Here is a 16,747-nt window from a genome sequence, read left to right as displayed (position 1 = left end):
ACCTCTTGAGTTGCGTACCTCAGATTTTGCGGGCAACATGCCCCCATGTCTAGAACTGTTTCTCGCATCACCCTCCAGGACGTCGCCCGGGAGGCCGGCGTCTCGCTGGCAACGGCCGACCGCGTGCTCAATGGGCGCTCGGGCGTGCGCGGTGTCACGGCGGAACGGGTGAAGGACGCGGTGGCACGCCTCGGCTACCGCCCCAACCTTGCCGCCGCCCGTCTGGCGCGAGGGGAAACCTACCGCTTCTGCTTCGTTTTGCCAGCCGGTTCGAACGTGTTCATGCGCATGCTCGGCGAGCAGGTGACGAACACGGCGCGCTGGCTCGCGGTGAACAATGGCTACATCGACACGCTGCGTGTCGACGTGTTCGCACCGGAGACGCTGGCCTCGGCGCTTGAGGGGTTGATCGGCCATTATGACGGGGTCGCGGTGGTGGCGCTCGACCATCCGCGCGTGCGTGCCGCCATCGACGATCTCATCGCCGCGGGCGTGGCCGTGGTGACGCTGGTCTCCGACGTGCCGTCCTCGCAGCGGCTGCACTATGTCGGCATCGACAACATCGCCGCCGGACGCACCGCCGGCACCCTGCTCGGGCGCTTTGCCGCCGGCCGCAGCGGGTCGGTCGGCCTGATCGTCGGCACGCCCGCGCTGCGCGACCATGCCGAGCGGCAGTTCGGCTTCACTCAGGTGATGGCGGGCGAATACCCGGCGCTGCGGGTGCTGCCGGCGCATGAGAGCTTCGACGAGGAAGAGCGCACCCAGCTCATCGCCACCGAGATGCTGCGCGACGTGCCCGACCTCGTGGGAATCTACAATGTGGGCGCCGGAAATCGCGGCATCGCCGCCGCCATTTCCGCCGCAAACCGCGCCTCGGATCTGGTCTTCATCGGTCATGATCTGACCGACGATACCCGCCGCTTCCTGCTGCGCGGGGTGATGGACGCGGTGATCAATCAGGACCCAGGCCACCAGTCGCGCTCGGCGGCCCGTGTGCTGCTGTCGCATTGCGCCGGCGAACCCCTGCTTAACGAGCAGGAGCGTATTCGCATCGACATCTTCGTGCGGGACAACCTCCCGTGATCCACGCAACTCTCTCAGTTCGGAAGGTTTGAGGCATGTATCTCGGCCTCGATATCGGCACCTCTGCGGTCAAGGCGGTGCTGGTCGATGACACCCAGTCGGTGATCGCGACGAGTGAAACGACGCTGGCCATCTCCCGGCCGCAGCCTGGTTTCAGCGAGCAGAACCCCGCCGACTGGTGGCAGGCGACGCTTGCCAGCATCGATGCCCTCAAGGCGCAGAACCCGACCGCCCTGGCCGCGGTGCGCGGCATCGGCCTTTCCGGCCAGATGCATGGCGCGGTGCTGCTCGACGCCGCCGGCACGGTGCTGCGTCCGGCCATTTTGTGGAATGATGGCCGCTCCTTCGCCGAGTGCCGGGAGCTGGAGGAGCGCTTTCCCGCGCTGCATCAGGTCGCCGGCAATCTGGCATTTCCCGGCTTCACCGCGCCGAAGCTGCTGTGGGTGAGAAAGCACGAGCCGGACATTTTCGCCCGCACCGCCAAGGTGCTGCTGCCCAAGGCCTATGTTGGCTATTGCCTGACTGGCGAGATGGTCGACGAGATGTCCGACGCATCGGGCACGCTGTGGCTCGATGTCGGCGCCCGCGACTGGTCGGACGAGGCGCTGGCCGCGACCTACCTTACGCGCGAGCACATGCCGCGCCTGGTGGAAGGCAGCGCCGCCGCCGGGCGTATCAAGCCGGAACTTGCCGCGCGCTGGGGCATGACCACTCCGCCGGTGCTGGCGGGCGGCGCCGGGGACAACGCGGCCGGCGCGATCGGGCTTGGCGCCATTCGCGCGGGCGATGCGTTCGTCTCGCTCGGCACGTCGGGCGTGCTCTGGGCGACGACGGACCGCTACGCGCCGAACCCGGAATCCAGCGTTCATGCCTTCTGCCATGCCATTCCCGCGACATGGCACCAGATGGGCGTGATCCTTTCCGCGGCCTCCGCGCTGGGCTGGTGGTCGCAGACCGCGAATGTGGCGCCGGGCGACCTGCTGGCCCCACTCGGGGATGCGCCGTCCAAGCCCTCGCGGGCGACGTTCCTGCCCTACCTGTCCGGGGAGCGCACGCCGCACAACGACACGGCGATCCGTGCTTCCTTCATCGGCCTCGACCACGACACCACGCGCGAGGACCTGACCCAGGCCGTGCTCGAAGGCGTCGCCTTCGCGTTCCGCGATTGCCTCGACGCGCTCGGCGCCGCCGGGACCTCGCTGACGCAGGCGGATGTGATCGGTGGCGGCTCGCGCTCGCGGTTCTGGACCGCCGTGCTGGCGAGCGTGCTCGGCATCCCGATCAATCGCATCGAGGATGGCGAGCGGGGAGGGGCCTTTGGCGCGGCGCGGCTGGCCCGCATGGCGGCGACCGGCGAGGCCCCGGCCGACATCTGCCTGCCGCCCCGACGGATCGAGACCATCGAGCCGGTTCCCGCCCTTCAACAAGCCTATGCGGATCGCCACGGGCTCTACCGCGCGCTGTATCCCGCACTTAAGGGAGTGACGTCATGAATGCCCCCGCCCGCTTCTTCTCCACGCTGGAACCGCTGCGCTATGTCGGGCGGGACAGCCGCGACCCGTTCGGCTTCCGCTGGTACGACCGCGACCAGATCGTGCTCGGCAAGCGCATGGAAGACCATCTGCGCTTCGCCGTCGCCTACTGGCACAGCTTCACCTGGCCGGGCGGGGACCCGTTTGGCGGTGAGACGTTCCTGCGTCCGTGGATGCACGGCAGCGACGAGATGGATCTCGCCCGCGCCAAGGCCGACGTCGCCTTCGACATGTTCCGCATTCTCGACGTGCCCTATTTCTGCTTCCACGACCGCGACATCGCTCCCGAAGGCAAGACCCTGAAAGAGTCGAACGCCAATGTGCGGGCCATCGCCGACATCTTCGCGAAGAAGATGGAGAGCTCGAAGGTCAAGTTGCTGTGGGGCACGGCGAACCTGTTCTCCCACCGCCGCTTCATGTCGGGCGCCTCGACCAATCCCGATCCGGACGTGTTCGCCTACTCGGCCTCGCAGGTGAAGAACGTGATGGAGATCACGCACGAACTGGGCGGCGAGAACTATGTGCTCTGGGGCGGTCGCGAGGGCTACGAGACCCTGCTCAACACCGACCTGAAACGCGAACTCGACCAGATGGGCCGCTTCCTCAACCTCGTCGTCGAGCACAAGTACAAGATCGGCTTCAAGGGCACGATCCTGATCGAGCCCAAGCCGCAGGAGCCGACCAAGCACCAGTACGACTTCGATGTCAGCACGGTGTACGGCCTGCTGTGCCGCGCCGGGCTGGAGAAGGAAGTGAAGGTCAATGTCGAGGCCAACCACGCCACGCTCGCGGGCCACAGCTTCGAGCACGAGATCGCCATGGCGGCGGCGCTCGGCATCTTCGGTTCGATCGACATGAACAAGGGCGACGCGCAGTCCGGCTGGGACACCGACCAGTTCCCGACCAATGTCGAGGACACGGCGCTGGCCATGTACGAAATTCTGCGGGCCGGCGGTTACACCACCGGCGGCACGAACTTCGACGCCAAGATCCGTCGTCAGTCGATCGACCCGGAGGATCTCATCCTCGCCCATGTCGCGGCGATGGATGTGTGTGCCCACGCGCTGCTCGTCGCGGCCGACATGCTGAAGGATGGCGCGTTGCAGCAGGCGGTCGATGATCGCTATGCCGGCTGGAACGAGCCGCAGAACAAGGCGATGCTCCAGCCGGGCACCACGCTCGCCTCGATCGCCGCCCGCGCCGAAGCCGAGAACCTCGATCCGCAGCCGCGCTCAGGCCGCCAGGAGCGGCTGGAAGCGCTGGTCGGCAGCTATTTCCGCTGAAAGGCGGAAATAGGCCTCCCGTGCCCGCACCCCGCATGCGGGTGCGGGAGGCCGTCTTGTCGCTCTCTTTGATTGACTTATAGGCATTTCCCCCGTTCGATCACGCCGGGTGCGACCTGATTTGAATCGTCGTCCGTCGGCTGGCCCGTTCGCGATGAACGCGGCGCGCGCGGATGGCCACGTCGCTCAAGGCGACGCCGGAAGAGAGGGAACCGAGATGCGTAGGAGTGCCGTCTGGGCAGTATGTGCGGCCATTGCCGCCTTGTCCGCCACCGCCGCCGAGGCGCAGATGCGCCCGTCCGCGTCCATAGGAAACCAGATCGTCGACGTGCCGGAAAAGCCCGGCTATGTGCCCTCGCCGGCGGAAGAGAGCCTGGACCCGGCCTATCGCCGCCAGCCGGTCTATTTCCGCACCAACGAACCGCCGGGCACCATCATCGTTCATACCAGTGAGCGGTTCCTCTACCTCGTGCTGGGCGACAACCGGGCCATCCGCTACGGCATCGGCGTCGGGCGCGACGGGTTCCAGTGGTCCGGCCTGCAGAAGGTGAGCCGCAAGGCGGAGTGGCCGGACTGGACGCCGCCGCCGGAGATGATCCAGCGCCAGCCCTACCTGCCGCGCTTCATGGCCGGCGGCCCCGGCAACCCCATGGGCGCCGCGGCTCTCTATCTGGGCAGCACGGTCTACCGCATCCACGGCACCAATATGCCGAACACGATCGGCATGGCGATCTCGTCGGGCTGCTTCCGTCTGGTGAATTCCGACGTGCAGGACCTCTATAACCGCGTTCCGGTGGGGACGAAGGTCATCATCCGTCAGGCGCCTGAGCTCTGAAACGTCGGCGCCGCTCTGCGCTTTTGACTGGGGGAAACATGAAGAAGTTCGCACTCACGCTGGCCGCCGCCGGCACATTTCTGGCCGCCGGGTTGGCCCACGCCGATACGCTGAGCGATGTGAAGGCGCGCGGTGTGCTCAAATGCGGCGTCAACCAGGGTCTCGACGGCTTCGCGTCCAAGGACGACAAGGGGCAGTGGACCGGCTTCGATGTCGATATGTGCAAGGCGGTGGCTGCCGCCATCTTCGACGATGCCTCGAAGGTCGAGTATGTGCCGCTGTCCGCGGACGCACGCTTCCCCGCCCTGCAGAAGGGCGACATCGACCTGCTCTCGCGCAATTCGACCTGGACGCTCGGCCGCGAGGCGGGCCTCGGCCTGATTTTCCCGGCGGTCTCCTATTATGACGGCCAGGGCTTCATGGTGCCGGTGTCGAAGAACGTTCTCGGCTCGCTGGAACTCGACGGTTCCAAGGTGTGCACCCAGAGCGGCACCACCAGCGCGTTGAACGCGCAGGACTATTTCAAGACCAACAACATGGCGATGGAGCTGATCCAGCTTCCGGGCGTCAGCGAGCTTGTCGCGGCCTTCAACACCGGCAAATGCGACGTGCTGACCACTGACGTCTCTCAGCTCTATGCACTGAGGCTTCAGCTCGACAAGCCGGCGGACTACATCGTGCTGCCCGACGTGATCTCCAAGGAGCCCCTCGGACCGGTGGTGCGCCAGGGCGACGACAAGTGGCAGAACGTCGTGAAGTGGAGCCTCTTCACGCTGCTGAACGCCGAGGAACTCGGCATCAGCCAGGGCACGCTCGATGCGGCGCTGGCCTCGCAGAAGCCGGACGTGAAGCGCTTTGTCGGCACCGATGGCAGCTATGGCGAGGACCTCGGCCTCACCAAGGACTGGGCGGTGCGGATCGTGAAGAATGTCGGCAATTACGGCGAGGTGTTCGAGCGCAATATCGGCGCGAACTCCAAGCTCGGCATTCCGCGCGGCATCAACCAGCTGTGGAGCGCCGGCGGTATCCAGTACGCGCCGCCGATCCGCTGAGCCTTTCGGCCCTGCCGGACCAAAAAGAAAAGCCGGCATCCCGCGAGGGGTGCCGGCTTTTCTCATGACCTGTCGAGCCACCTACTCGCCGCGCCATTCCGGCGGCCGCTTGGCGAGAAAGGCGTCGACGCCCTCGCGGAAGTCCGCGCTGCCATAGGTCTCGCGCACCAGATCCGCATCGGGAGCATTGGGATTGTGGGCGAGCCGGCGGATGATCTCCTTGGTCACGCGCAGCGTGATCGGGGCGTTGCCGATGATCCGGGTGCACAGCTCGTCAAGGCGGGTATCGATGTCCTCGGGCGGCACGACGCTCACATAGCCCGCCGGCATCTCCTCGGCCTTCGGCATCTCGGCGAGCAGCAGCATCCGACGCACGAGATCAAGGCCCAGCGTGGCGATCAGCCGCTGCACGTTGGACGCCGACAGGCAATTGCCGAGCGTGCGCGCGATCGGCACGCCGAAGCGCGCGCCGGGTGTCGCGAGGCGGAAGTCGCAGGCATTCGCGAGCGCCATGCCCCCGCCTACCGCCCAGCCTTCCACCACGGCGATGGTGGGTATGGAGAGCGCCTCCAGCGTGCCGACGAACTCCTCCACCTTTTCTTCATAGGCGATGCCGTCATTGCCGGATGAGAAGGCGCGGAACTGGTCGATGTCGGTGCCGGCCACGAACGCCTTGCCACCGGCGCCGCGCAGCACCGCCACGCGGATCGCGGGGGAGGCCGCGATGCTGCGGCAGGCCTGCGCCAGTTCCTCGTACATCCGCCAGGTCATGGCGTTGCGGGCGGCCGGACGGTCGAAGGTGATGCGGGCAATGGCGCCCTCGATGGAGAGACGCACGCGGCCCTCGCTGGCGGCGGAAGAGGCGTTCTCCGATGGGGCGGCTTCGGGTTTGGTGGCGAGGTTCATCAGGAAAAGGCTCCGCGCGCGGTGAACCCCTCGACGGCCGCGGCATCGAGGCCGATTTCCCGGAGCACGTCGCTGGTGTGCTCGCCGAGCAGCGGCGGGTGCAGACGCACCTGCTGCGGGGTGCCGGTCAGCTTCACGGCGAAGCCGATGTTCGACACCTTGCCCTCATTGGGGTGATCGATTTCCATGCGCATCTGCCGGTGACGACCGTGCTCGCTCTCGAAGGCTTCGGGGTAGGTGTACATGGTGCCGGCGGGAATGCCGACGCCGAGCAGCGTCTCGACCCAGTCGTCGGAGGTGCGGGTGACGAAGGTTTTCTCCAGTTCCTCGATCAGCACCTCGCGATGGGCGAGCCGGTCGGGATTGGTCTTGAACCGGGGATCCTCCACCAGATCGGGGCGCCCCAGCGTCTCGCAGAGCTGTAGCCAGAGCTTCTGGTTGGTGGCCCCCATGACGAAATAGCCGTCCTGCGACCTGACCGCCTGATAGGGCGCGCTCATGCGGTTTGCCGTGCCGAGCGGAATCGGGGGGGTGCCGCGGCCCCAATATTCGGAGATGTCCCAGACCGAGAAGGCCAGCGCCGCCTCGAACAGCGAGGCGTCGATATACTGGCCCTGTCCGGTGTTCTTGGCGCCGATATAGGCCGCAAGGGCGGCATAGGTGGCGAACAGGCCGCAGCCGATATCCGCGACGGGGACGCCGGCCTTGACCGGCGGGCCGCCGGGATGGCCGGTGACGCTCATGACGCCGGACATGGCCTGCGCCATCAGGTCGAAGCCCGGGCGGCCCGCCCAGGGGCCGGTCTGGCCAAAGCCGGAGATGGAGGCGTAGACGAGGCGGGGATTGAGCGCGGCGACCGTTTCATAGTCGCACTTCAGCTTCTTCATCACGCCAGGACGATAGTTCTCGACCAGGATATCGGCGGACTTCACCAGTTCGTAGAACACCTCGCGGCCGGCGTCGGTCTTGAGGTTGATGGCAACTGATCGCTTGTTCCGGTTCATGTTGAGGAAGCCCATGCTGTCGGGCCCCTTCATCTTGAACCCCATGGCGCCGCGCGTCTGGTCGCCGGTTCCCGGCGGCTCGATCTTGATGACATCGGCGCCGAGATCGCCCAGCAGCATGCAGCTGTAAGGCCCGGCCATCACCTGGCTGACGTCGAGGACGCGCACCCCGGCCAGCGGCAGGGGGCGCTGCGCCGGCGCCGCCTCGGCCTGACGCTGCGGGTTGGCTTCCGGCTTTTCACGAGCCTGATCCAGAACATCGCTCATGGCATTTCCTCTCTGCGATTGGGCCTTGTTCGCCCGAATTCACAATCAATAATTACGAACGCAAAACGACGTCCCCCAAACGGGCCGGGGGACTTCAGACGTTGAGCGAACTTGGCGTCTTGCGTCCCCGGACACTCGTCCGCGCGTCCGGCGCGGCGGGGACAGGCTGTTCGGCAAGGCGGTGGATAAAGGCGCGCGCAATGCCGGCGGTGGTGCCGGTGACGTGCGCCTCAAGCAGCGCGGCGAGGCGTGGTCCGTCGCGCGCTTCCAGCGCCTCGACCATCTGCTGGTGCTCGGCGACGGCCGCTGCCCAGTGCTCCCGGCTCTTGCGCACGACGAAGCGGCAGGCATGGATTCGGGTGAGGGTCTGCTGGTAGAAGGCCGAGAGCGTCACATTGCCGGCGATCTCGAAATGCGCTTCGTGGATCAGCCGGTTATGGCGCAGATACTCGACTTCCTCGCCCTTCTCGAAATGCTCCATCATCCGTTCGTGCAGCGCGCGCACACGGGCGATGTCGGCATCGGTGGCGCGCTCGCAGGCGAGCAGGCCGGCGAGGCGTTCGAGCGAGGCCATGATGGGGAAGAGCTCTTCGATCTGCTCTTCGGTGATTCGGGCGACGATGGCACCGCGATGCGGCAGGATCTGCAGCACACCTTCGGCGGCCAGCACCTTCAAGGCTTCGCGGATCGGCGTACGCGAAACGCCAAAGCGTTCGCACAGCTGTTCCTCGGGCACTTTCTCACCCGCACGCAGTTCACCCTTGAGGATCATCTCCCGAAGGGGAGCCACAAGTGATTCGTGGAGCGAATGGCGGACAAGCGGGCTGGACGGCATGCACTGATTCCCTGGCGGCTTCTTCTGAGCCTTGGCGTTCCCTTCCGGCAGAATAGACGGGAATCGCCTATGTCGAAAAGAAGCGGATGCGCACCTTCCCGGATGTCGCTGCCACAGGATACCCAAAGTTTGCCGTGGCTGGCCCGCTCGACCGCGTAAGCGGCGACCGGTGGCGGTGGTCGGCGCGGCAGAAACGGCGTCCACTCAACCAACCTATCGCATCAGGCCAATTGCATCAATAATTATAGATGTGCAGGCGAAACCCCTCGCGCGGCCGCTCCGTAAGGAGAGGGGGGGTGTTATTCGGCGGCCTCATTGCCAAGCGGGCCAAGCGATTCGTGCACCATCGCCGCCTTGTGGCGCAGATGTTCCTTGAGGATGGTGCCGAGCCGGACGCCATCGCGCGCCTTCAGCGCCGCCATCATCGCCTCATGGTCCTCGACCGCCTCGCGCCAGCGCGCGCTGGACTTCTGGGCGAAGAACCGCACGGCGTGAATGCGCACCATCAGGGTCTGGTAAAACTGCGTCAGCGCATGGTTGCCGGCAAGGTCGAAGAACGCCTCGTGGATCTGGCGGTTGAGGCGCAGATAGGTTGCGGCATCACTGGCGCGATAGGCTGCCAGCATCTCGTCGTGCATGACCTGCATCTCGGCGATGTCGGCATCGCTGGCGTTGGCGCAGGCGGCTTCGCCGGCCAGCGCTTCCATCGCACCCATGATGGGGAAAAGCTCGTCCACTTCTTCCGGGCTGACCCGGGCGACGCTGGCGCCGCGATTGGGCGAGAGAATCAGCAGCCCCTCATTGGCGAGCACCTTGAGCGCTTCGCGCAGCGGCGTGCGCGACACCCCGAAGCGGGTGCACAGGCCCTGCTCCGAAATCTTGTCGCCGGCTTTCAGTTCGCCATTGACCAGCATGTCACGAAGCTGAGCGGCAAGCTCATCATGCAGGCTGCGCCGACGAATAATGGCCGTATCCGACATCGCCATGCGGCGAGAACTCCGAGGCCGCACGTTGCGGCGGTGAACCAGTCCTAATTCGACCTTAAATGGCCCCGGCCGGCAATAGCGGCAAGCCGGCCGGGACAATAGTACTCATCCGAAACAGATCATTCTGTCTCAGGCGGCGGCCTTCATCGGCCGGGCGGCGCATTCGGTCAGGTAGTCCATCGCCGCCTGCGCGCCACCCTTCTTGTGGGGAACGCCCGCGAGCGACAGACCCATCTCCACGCCCGACAGGGCGCCGAGCATGGTGAGGTCATTGGTGTCGCCCAGATGGCCGATGCGGAACACGCGGCCGGAGAGCTTGGTCAGGCCGGTGCCGAGCGACATGTCGAAATGCGCCAGCGTCTTCTCGCGGAAGGCGTCGGCGTCGTGGCCCTCGGGCATCAGCACGGCGGTGAGCGAGGACGAGTAGTCCTTCGGCTCGCGGCACAGCACTTCAAGCCCCCAGGCGCGCACGGCGCGGCGGGTGGCTTCCGCGTGACGGTCGTGGCGGGCGAACACGTTGTCGAGACCTTCCTCGTGCAGCATGTCGATCGCCTCGGCCAGGCCGTAGAGCAGGTTGGTGCCCGGCGTGTAGGGGAAATAGCCCTTCTCGTTGTGAGGGAGCATCTCTTCCCACGACCAGAACAGCTTGGGGATGGTCGACCCCTTGGCCGCCGCCAGCGCCTTGTCGGACAGGGCGTTGAAGGAGAGGCCGGGCGGCAGCATCAGGCCCTTCTGCGAGCCGGAGACGGTGACATCCACGCCCCATTCATCGTGGCGGAAGTCGATCGAAGCCAGCGAGGAGATGGTGTCGACCAGCAGCAGGGCGGGATGGCCGGCTGCGTCGATCGCCTTGCGCACTTCGGGAATGCGCGTGATGCAGCCGGTCGAGGTCTCATTATGGACCACGCAGACCGCCTTGATCTCGTGGTTCTTGTCCTCGCGCAGCTTCGCCTCGATGGCGGCTGCATCAGCACCGATGCGCCAGTCGGAGGCGATGAACTCGGGCTTGAGGCCGAGCTTGATCGCCATGTTCTTCCACAGCGTGGCGAAGTGTCCGGTTTCGAACATCAGCACCTTGTCGCCGGACGACAGCACATTGGCGAGCGCGGCTTCCCACGCGCCGGTGCCCGAGGCCGGGTAGATGATCACCGGGCTGTCGGTCTTGAAGATGGTCTTGATGCCTTCGAGCACGCGGCGACCGAGCTTCTGGAACTCGGGGCCCCGGTGGTCGATGGTCGGCATGTCCATCGCCCGCAGGATACGGTCGGGCACCGGGGTGGGGCCGGGAATCTGCAGGAAATGGCGGCCGGCGACCCGGGCGGCATTGGTGGACATAGGCGTTCTCTCCCCTTCACGGCGCGCGTTGATTGATCGCGGCCGGTTACTGACCTGCAAGCGGTCCCAGTCTTCCAGCGGTTCTGGTCTTCCGTCGGTCCTGGATCTCGCGGTCGTGGACCTCCACCGGAGGCCCCGCTTCCAGCTTCCGATCTTGCATAAATGAATTATGAATGCAAAATGCGATCAAGTCCACCGGGGCCGCGTGGCGGCGAACGAGCGGGGCACAGGGAAGGAAAGCATCATGGCTGCACGGTTGGCGCCGGGGTTGGAGCGTCGCCTGAAGGCGGAAGTCTCGGGCGAGGTGTTGTTCGATCGGTTCAACCGTGGCCGCTACGCGACCGATGCGTCGTTTTACCAGATCATGCCGCTTGGCGTCGTCGTGCCACGGACCACGGAAGAAGCCGAGCGCGCCATCGCGCTGGCGCGCGCCGAGGGCATTCCCGTGACACCGCGCGGCGGCGGTACCTCGCAATGCGGTCAGACGATCAACGAATCGCTTATCGTCGACGGCTCGAAGTACCTCAACCGTATCCTTGAGCTCGACGTCGAGGGACGGCGCTGCATTGTCGAGCCGGGCATCGTGCTCGATGATCTGAACCGGCAGTTGCGCAAGCATGGCCTGTGGTACCCGGTCGACGTTTCAACAGCGAGCCGGGCCACGATCGGCGGCATGGCGGGCAACAACAGCTGCGGCGGACGTTCGCTGCGCTACGGCACCATGCGCGACAACGTCATTTCCATCGATGCCATGCTGGCCGATGGCGTGAAGGCCCATTTCGGGCGGGTCGACCACAATCTGTCGGGCCTGCCCGGTGATTCGCCGCTGGCGCCGCTGGCGCGCGATCTGCTCGATATCGGCGCGCGCGAGGCGGCGGAGGTGGCCGAGCGCTTCCCCCATGTCCAGCGCCGGGTCGGCGGCTACAATCTCGATGCGCTGGTTCCCAATGAGCAGGGTTACAACCTCGCCCATCTTCTTGTCGGCTCGGAAGGCACGCTCGCCTATTCGACCCGGATCGAGCTCAAGCTCTGGCCGGTGATCGGCCGCAAGGTGGTCGGGGCCTGCCATTTCGGCAGCTTCTACGAGGCGATGGACGCGGCCCAGCATCTGGTACGGCTCAAGCCGATCGCGGTGGAACTGGTGGATTCCACCCTGCTCGCACTCGCCAGCGAAATTCCCATGTTCCAGGCGACCCTGAAGCAGTTCGTGCGCGGAGAGCCGGCCGCGATCCTGCTGGTCGAGTTCGCCGAGGACGACGCCGAGAATGCGCGCCGCCTGAAATTGCTTGAGGAGACGATGGGCGATCTTGGCTTCGGCTGGGACCGTTCCGGCGCGAAATGGGGCGGCGTGGTGCCCGTGCACGAGCCCGGCCTTCAGGCCGCGATCGCGGATGTGCGTACCTCCGGCCTCAATATCATGATGTCGATGAAGCAGGCGGGAAAGCCGGTCTCCTTCGTCGAGGACTGCGCCGTGCCGCTGCCGCATCTGGCGGACTATACCGAGCGCCTGACCAGGGTGTTCGAGAAGCACGGCACCCGAGGGACCTGGTATGCGCACGCCTCCGAAGGCTGCCTGCACGTGCGCCCGGTGCTGAACCTGCGCCTTGAGAAAGACGTCAAGGCGATGCGCGCCATCGCCGAGGAAGCCTTCGATATGGTGCGCGAGTACAAGGGCTCGCATTCGGGCGAGCATGGCGATGGCATCGTCCGCTCCGAATTCCACGAGAAGATGTTCGGCACCCGCCTCGTCCACGCCTTCGAGCAGGTGAAGGACCGCTTCGATCCCAAGGGACTCTACAATCCCGGGAAGATCGTGCGCCCGCCTAAGTTCGACGACCGCAGCCTGTTTCGCTACGCGCCCGACTACAAGGTCGCGCCCATCAGGGCCGCACTCGACTGGTCAGGCTATTCCGGCGAGGGCGGGGGCCTGCAGGGCGCGATCGAGATGTGCAACAATAATGGGGCCTGCCGAAAGGCCGTCGCCGGCGTGATGTGCCCGAGCTACCGCGTTACGCGCAACGAGAAGGACGTCACGCGCGGGCGCGCCAACACACTGCGGCTCGCCATCTCCGGCCGGCTCGGTCCCGATGCGCTGGCTTCCGACGAGATGATGGAGACGCTGAAACTCTGCGTCTCCTGCAAGGGCTGCCGGCGCGAATGCCCGACCGGCGTCGACATGGCCAAGATGAAGATCGAGGCCCTGGCGGCAAGGGCGCGGGCGAAAGGCATCAGCCTGCACCAGCGGCTGGTGGCGTATCTGCCGCACTACGCGGCCTTTGCCTCGAAGGTTCCCTGGCTGCTCAACCTGCGCGACCAGATTCCGGGAGCGGCGAAGTTCTCGGAGATCATCGCCCAGTTCAGCGCCCGGCGGACCCTGCCGCGCTGGCGCGCCGATGCCTTCCGCGAGGACCAGACGGCCTTTGGCCCGGCGGACGGCCGCGAGGTCGTGTTGTTCGCGGATACGTTCAACCGCTGGTTCGAGAAAGAGAACATCGTCGCGGCGCTGGAGGTGCTGGTTGCGGCCGGCTATCGCGTGCACATGCCCCGTCCGGTGGACGGGAAGAACCGCGCACTGTGCTGCGGACGCACCTTCCTCTCGGCCGGGCTGGTGGATCAGGCGAGGGCGGAAGCGGCGCGGGTGATCGAGACCTACGCGCCGTTCGTCACGCGCGGCGTGCCGGTGGTCGGTCTTGAGCCGAGCTGCCTGCTCGCCTTCCGCGACGAGCTGCCTTCCATGCTTCCCGGCGAGGACACCCAGCGGCTGAGCGCGCACGCCCTGCTGCTGGAGGAGTTCATCGCCCGCGAGATCGAGGCCGGAAGGTTCCACCTGCCGCTCGCGCCCATCGCCGAGAAGGCACTTCTGCACGGCCATTGCCATCAGAAGTCGTTTGGCGCCATGGGCGCGGTGGAGAAGGCGCTGCGGCTTGTGCCGGGCCTTGTGGTCGAGACCGTGGAATCAAGCTGCTGCGGCATGGCGGGGGCCTTCGGCTACCACGCCGAGACCATCGATACCTCGATAGCCATGGCCGAGCTCTCGCTGCTGCCCGCCGTGCGCCAGGCCGAACCGGGCACACTGGTCGTTGCCGACGGCACCTCCTGCCGCCACCAGATCCACGATGGTGCCGACCGCGAGGCGGTGCATGTGGTGCAGGTGCTGGCGAAGAGCCTGGCGGCGGCCCGCGTTGCCGCCCGAGAGCTGGAAGCCGCCGAGTAGGATCGCGCTCGCGGCCATTTGCCGTGATGTGAGGGGGCCGCCGGTCGTGTGCCGGCGGCCCCTTTTTCGTTGCTGGCGAGGATGGGGAAGTCAAGACGTTGGTGTGTCGCGCGGCCCGCCGGCCGTGTCTTGCAGGGATGGACGTCCTCAGACTGGGCGGGCCTCTGCCTGTGAGGCCTGACGGCGGCGGATGACGAGAGGCGGGCGGTATCGGCGGCGCCTGGAGCCCCGATGAGACGCGTTTGTCCGTCGCCATTGGTCCGGGGCAGGCGTGACGCGGGGTCTCCCTCTTCGCGAACTGGAAGCGGTTGCTGGAGCATAAAAAAACCTCCCCGGCATGGCGGCCGGGGAGGGGGGCAAGGTGCACGTTTGGTTGCCGATGTCGGCGGACCTAGTTCGTCGGCATCATTCCGATGGTGGGATCGCCGTAGAACCACTGCGTCGGCGCCAGAGCGAACCAGGGCACGTAGGTGCAGATCAGCAGCACCGTTACCAGGACCAGCAGGAAGCCGAGATTGGCCTTGGTGGTTTGCCAGATGTCGGCCTTGGCGATCGAACACGCGGCGATCAGCACCGAAGCCACGGGCGGGGTCTGCTGGCCGATCGCGAGGTTCAGCGTGAGCACCAGTCCGAAGTGCACCGGGTCGATGCCGACCTGCTGGATCAGGGGCAGGACGATCGGCACGGTGAGGATGATGGCCGCCGCCGAGTGCAGGAACATGCCGAGGATGAGGAACAGCACGTTCAGCAGGAGCAGCACCATGTAGGGGTTGGTGGTGACTTCCGCGATGGACTGCGCCAGCGCCTGCGGCACCCGGCTCTCGGTGAGGAACACGCCGACCAGCGCCGATGCGGCGACCAGCAGCATGACCACCGCCGTCTGCAGCGCGCTGTCGATCAGGGCGCGGTAGAGCGCCTTGAAGTTCAGCTCGCGGTAAACGACGATCGAGATGAACAGCGCGGCGAGCACCGCCACGGCCGCGCCCTCGGTTGCCGTCACGAAGCCGCCGAAGATGCCGCCGAGAATGATGACCGGCAGCATCAGCGCCCAAAGCGCCTCGCGGAAGGCGGTAGCAAGGCGGCTCCAGGCGAAGCGCTGCTCGACCGGGAAGTCATTCTTGACCGCGTAGTACCAGCTCGCCGCCGCCAGTCCTACGCCGCCCAGCAGGCCGGGCAGAAGACCGGAGATGAACATCTTCACCACCGAAACCTGCGCCATGACGGCGTACAGGATCATCGGGATCGAGGGCGGCAGGATGATCGCGAGGCTGGCCGAGGACGAGGAAATCGCGGCCGCGAACTCCTTGCTGTAGCCACGGCTCTTCATCGCCGGGATCAGCAGAGAGCCGAGCGCGGCAACGCCCGCCACCGCCGAACCCGAAATCTCGGCGAAGAACATGGACGAGCCGATCGTCACCATGGCGAGGCCGCCACGGATGAAGCCGAGCATCGCTGAGGCGAGATTGACCAGGCGCCGCGAGATCGACGACGAGTTCATGATGCCGCCGGCGAGAATGAACAGCGGGATCGCCAACAGCGGGAAGTTGGTCGCGCCCTCGAACATGACGAGCGCCACGTTCGGAAGCATGTCGGCGCCCTGGCTCACCCAGATCGCGATCACCGCGACCATGCCGAGCGCGATGGCGATCGGCACGTTCAGAAGAACCATGCCGAACAGGCCAAGAAACATAAAGCCGATGGTACCGGTCATCGCGCGGCTCCGGTGCTGGCCGACGAGGGCTCATTGATGGTTTCGAGGGCTTCCTTGAGTTCGTGATCCTCGAAGCCAGCGCCACGGGCAGCGGCCAGGACTTCCGGAAAGCGCAACAGCTCGGCGATGATGATCAGCACCGCCGTGATCGGAATGACCGACTGCGTCACGACAAGGGAAACGGAGGGAAGGGAGACGAGCGTGTCGCCCTGAAGGATGTCGAGCACTTCGAGGCCGGTCACAGTGACAATGCCGAAGAAGGCGAGAACGACGATCTCGGCGAAGATGGTGGCCGCGACGCGCAGTCCCGGCGGGAATGCGTTGACGATACCCGGAAAGCCGATATGTGCCCCGCGCAGTGCCGCGAGCGCGCTGCCGTAATAGGTCAGCCAGCAGAGGCCGATGGAGGCGATCTCGTCATACCAGACGAGCGAAAGGCCGAGGGCCCGGAAGACGAAGCCGAGCACGATGATGATGGTCAATCCCGCCATCAATACTGCGGCGATCACTTCCAGGATCCGGTCATAGATCCTTTTGATTGCAAGCATGTCAGTTTTCCATGGGCCGTGGCGTCGGGCGCCCGCACGTCAGACGGGCGGCGGGGCGTCGCGGGACTGGCGGGGACGAGCGCGTGCGTCCCCGCCTCATTCTCGGACTTGGAGGAGTGGGTCCCCGAGAGGCTCGGGAACCCATGAAGCTCAGAA

13 protein-coding genes are annotated in these 16,747 nt (G+C 66.0%); 6 read left to right on the top strand and 7 right to left on the bottom strand.

Annotated elements, in window-relative coordinates:
* Positions 1–45 precede the first annotated feature (45 nt).
* The 5 genes from G3A50_RS03305 to G3A50_RS03285 all read left to right on the top strand — a co-directional run bounded on the left by G3A50_RS03305 (position 46) and on the right by G3A50_RS03285 (position 5,785).
* Positions 46–1,083: a LacI family DNA-binding transcriptional regulator gene (locus G3A50_RS03305; protein WP_163073931.1), complete on the top strand. Its 1,038-nt coding sequence runs from the start codon at positions 46–48 to the stop codon at positions 1,081–1,083.
* A gap of 35 nt (positions 1,084–1,118) precedes the next feature.
* Positions 1,119–2,576, top strand: coding sequence for a xylulokinase (gene xylB / locus G3A50_RS03300; RefSeq protein WP_163073930.1), 1,458 nt, complete (start codon positions 1,119–1,121; stop codon positions 2,574–2,576).
* Positions 2,573–3,898, top strand: coding sequence for a xylose isomerase (gene xylA, locus G3A50_RS03295; RefSeq protein WP_163073929.1), 1,326 nt, complete (start codon positions 2,573–2,575; stop codon positions 3,896–3,898). Before xylB ends, xylA begins: the two co-directional genes overlap by 4 nt.
* A 217-nt stretch (positions 3,899–4,115) precedes the next feature.
* The gene (locus G3A50_RS03290) at positions 4,116–4,733 is read left to right on the top strand and encodes a L,D-transpeptidase (protein WP_163073928.1); all 618 of its coding nucleotides are present in this window, start codon (positions 4,116–4,118) and stop codon (positions 4,731–4,733) included.
* A 38-nt stretch (positions 4,734–4,771) separates the two neighbouring features.
* The gene (locus G3A50_RS03285; protein WP_163073927.1) at positions 4,772–5,785 is read left to right on the top strand and encodes an amino acid ABC transporter substrate-binding protein; all 1,014 of its coding nucleotides are present in this window, start codon (positions 4,772–4,774) and stop codon (positions 5,783–5,785) included.
* Between the two features lie 81 nt (positions 5,786–5,866).
* Here G3A50_RS03285 and G3A50_RS03280 read toward each other — a convergent pair whose 3' ends face one another.
* From G3A50_RS03280 to G3A50_RS03260, 5 genes are all read right to left on the bottom strand, one after another.
* Positions 5,867–6,691, bottom strand: coding sequence for an enoyl-CoA hydratase/isomerase family protein (locus G3A50_RS03280; RefSeq protein ID WP_163073926.1), 825 nt, complete (start codon positions 6,689–6,691; stop codon positions 5,867–5,869).
* Positions 6,691–7,962, bottom strand: a complete 1,272-nt coding sequence (locus G3A50_RS03275; protein ID WP_163073925.1) for a CaiB/BaiF CoA transferase family protein — start codon at positions 7,960–7,962, stop codon at positions 6,691–6,693. Before G3A50_RS03275 ends, G3A50_RS03280 begins: the two co-directional genes overlap by 1 nt.
* Before the next feature lie 94 nt (positions 7,963–8,056).
* Entirely contained in the window at positions 8,057–8,797 is a 741-nt protein-coding gene (locus G3A50_RS03270; RefSeq protein ID WP_163073924.1) for a GntR family transcriptional regulator, read from the bottom strand.
* A gap of 299 nt (positions 8,798–9,096) precedes the next feature.
* Positions 9,097–9,783, bottom strand: a complete 687-nt coding sequence (locus tag G3A50_RS03265) for a GntR family transcriptional regulator (protein ID WP_163073923.1) — start codon at positions 9,781–9,783, stop codon at positions 9,097–9,099.
* Between the two features lie 129 nt (positions 9,784–9,912).
* On the bottom strand, positions 9,913–11,118 hold the full coding sequence (locus tag G3A50_RS03260) for a pyridoxal-phosphate-dependent aminotransferase family protein (RefSeq protein ID WP_163073922.1): 1,206 nt from the start codon (positions 11,116–11,118) through the stop codon (positions 9,913–9,915).
* A gap of 244 nt (positions 11,119–11,362) precedes the next feature.
* Here G3A50_RS03260 and G3A50_RS03255 point away from each other — a divergent pair, with 244 nt between their 5' ends.
* Positions 11,363–14,332 carry an FAD-binding and (Fe-S)-binding domain-containing protein gene (locus G3A50_RS03255; protein WP_163073921.1) on the top strand — a complete coding sequence of 990 codons (2,970 nt, stop codon included), beginning with the start codon at positions 11,363–11,365 and terminating at the stop codon, positions 14,330–14,332.
* A 391-nt stretch (positions 14,333–14,723) separates the two neighbouring features.
* Here the strand turns inward: G3A50_RS03255 and G3A50_RS03250 are convergent, their stop codons facing one another.
* Together G3A50_RS03250 and G3A50_RS03245 are read right to left on the bottom strand one after the other, a co-directional pair.
* The gene (locus G3A50_RS03250) at positions 14,724–16,043 is read right to left on the bottom strand and encodes a TRAP transporter large permease (RefSeq protein ID WP_210255211.1); all 1,320 of its coding nucleotides are present in this window, start codon (positions 16,041–16,043) and stop codon (positions 14,724–14,726) included.
* Positions 16,040–16,591 (bottom strand): TRAP transporter small permease, encoded by a 552-nt coding sequence (locus G3A50_RS03245; protein ID WP_163073920.1) that lies wholly within the window; start codon positions 16,589–16,591, stop codon positions 16,040–16,042. The genes G3A50_RS03250 and G3A50_RS03245 overlap by 4 nt, the downstream gene beginning before the upstream one ends.
* Positions 16,592–16,747 lie beyond the last annotated feature (156 nt).

Origin of the sequence: Ancylobacter pratisalsi (assembly GCF_010669125.1) — a bacterium.
GTDB lineage: Bacteria > Pseudomonadota > Alphaproteobacteria > Rhizobiales > Xanthobacteraceae > Ancylobacter > Ancylobacter pratisalsi.
This window is presented reverse-complemented; position numbering and strand designations above follow the sequence as displayed.

What these genes read in the sequence shown, in the direction of transcription:
- G3A50_RS03260 (WP_163073922.1), bottom strand. Translation starts at nt 11,118, where the DNA reads ATGTCCACCAATGCCGCCCGGGTCGCCGGCCGCCATTTCCTGCAGATT.
- G3A50_RS03255 (WP_163073921.1), top strand. Translation starts at nt 11,363, where the DNA reads ATGGCTGCACGGTTGGCGCCGGGGTTGGAGCGTCGCCTGAAGGCGGAA.
- G3A50_RS03250 (WP_210255211.1), bottom strand. Translation starts at nt 16,043, where the DNA reads ATGACCGGTACCATCGGCTTTATGTTTCTTGGCCTGTTCGGCATGGTT.
- G3A50_RS03305 (WP_163073931.1), top strand. Translation starts at nt 46, where the DNA reads ATGTCTAGAACTGTTTCTCGCATCACCCTCCAGGACGTCGCCCGGGAG.
- G3A50_RS03290 (WP_163073928.1), top strand. Translation starts at nt 4,116, where the DNA reads ATGCGTAGGAGTGCCGTCTGGGCAGTATGTGCGGCCATTGCCGCCTTG.
- G3A50_RS03285 (WP_163073927.1), top strand. Translation starts at nt 4,772, where the DNA reads ATGAAGAAGTTCGCACTCACGCTGGCCGCCGCCGGCACATTTCTGGCC.
- G3A50_RS03280 (WP_163073926.1), bottom strand. Translation starts at nt 6,691, where the DNA reads ATGAACCTCGCCACCAAACCCGAAGCCGCCCCATCGGAGAACGCCTCT.
- G3A50_RS03245 (WP_163073920.1), bottom strand. Translation starts at nt 16,591, where the DNA reads ATGCTTGCAATCAAAAGGATCTATGACCGGATCCTGGAAGTGATCGCC.
- xylA (WP_163073929.1), top strand. Translation starts at nt 2,573, where the DNA reads ATGAATGCCCCCGCCCGCTTCTTCTCCACGCTGGAACCGCTGCGCTAT.
- G3A50_RS03270 (WP_163073924.1), bottom strand. Translation starts at nt 8,797, where the DNA reads ATGCCGTCCAGCCCGCTTGTCCGCCATTCGCTCCACGAATCACTTGTG.
- xylB (WP_163073930.1), top strand. Translation starts at nt 1,119, where the DNA reads ATGTATCTCGGCCTCGATATCGGCACCTCTGCGGTCAAGGCGGTGCTG.
- G3A50_RS03275 (WP_163073925.1), bottom strand. Translation starts at nt 7,962, where the DNA reads ATGAGCGATGTTCTGGATCAGGCTCGTGAAAAGCCGGAAGCCAACCCG.
- G3A50_RS03265 (WP_163073923.1), bottom strand. Translation starts at nt 9,783, where the DNA reads ATGGCGATGTCGGATACGGCCATTATTCGTCGGCGCAGCCTGCATGAT.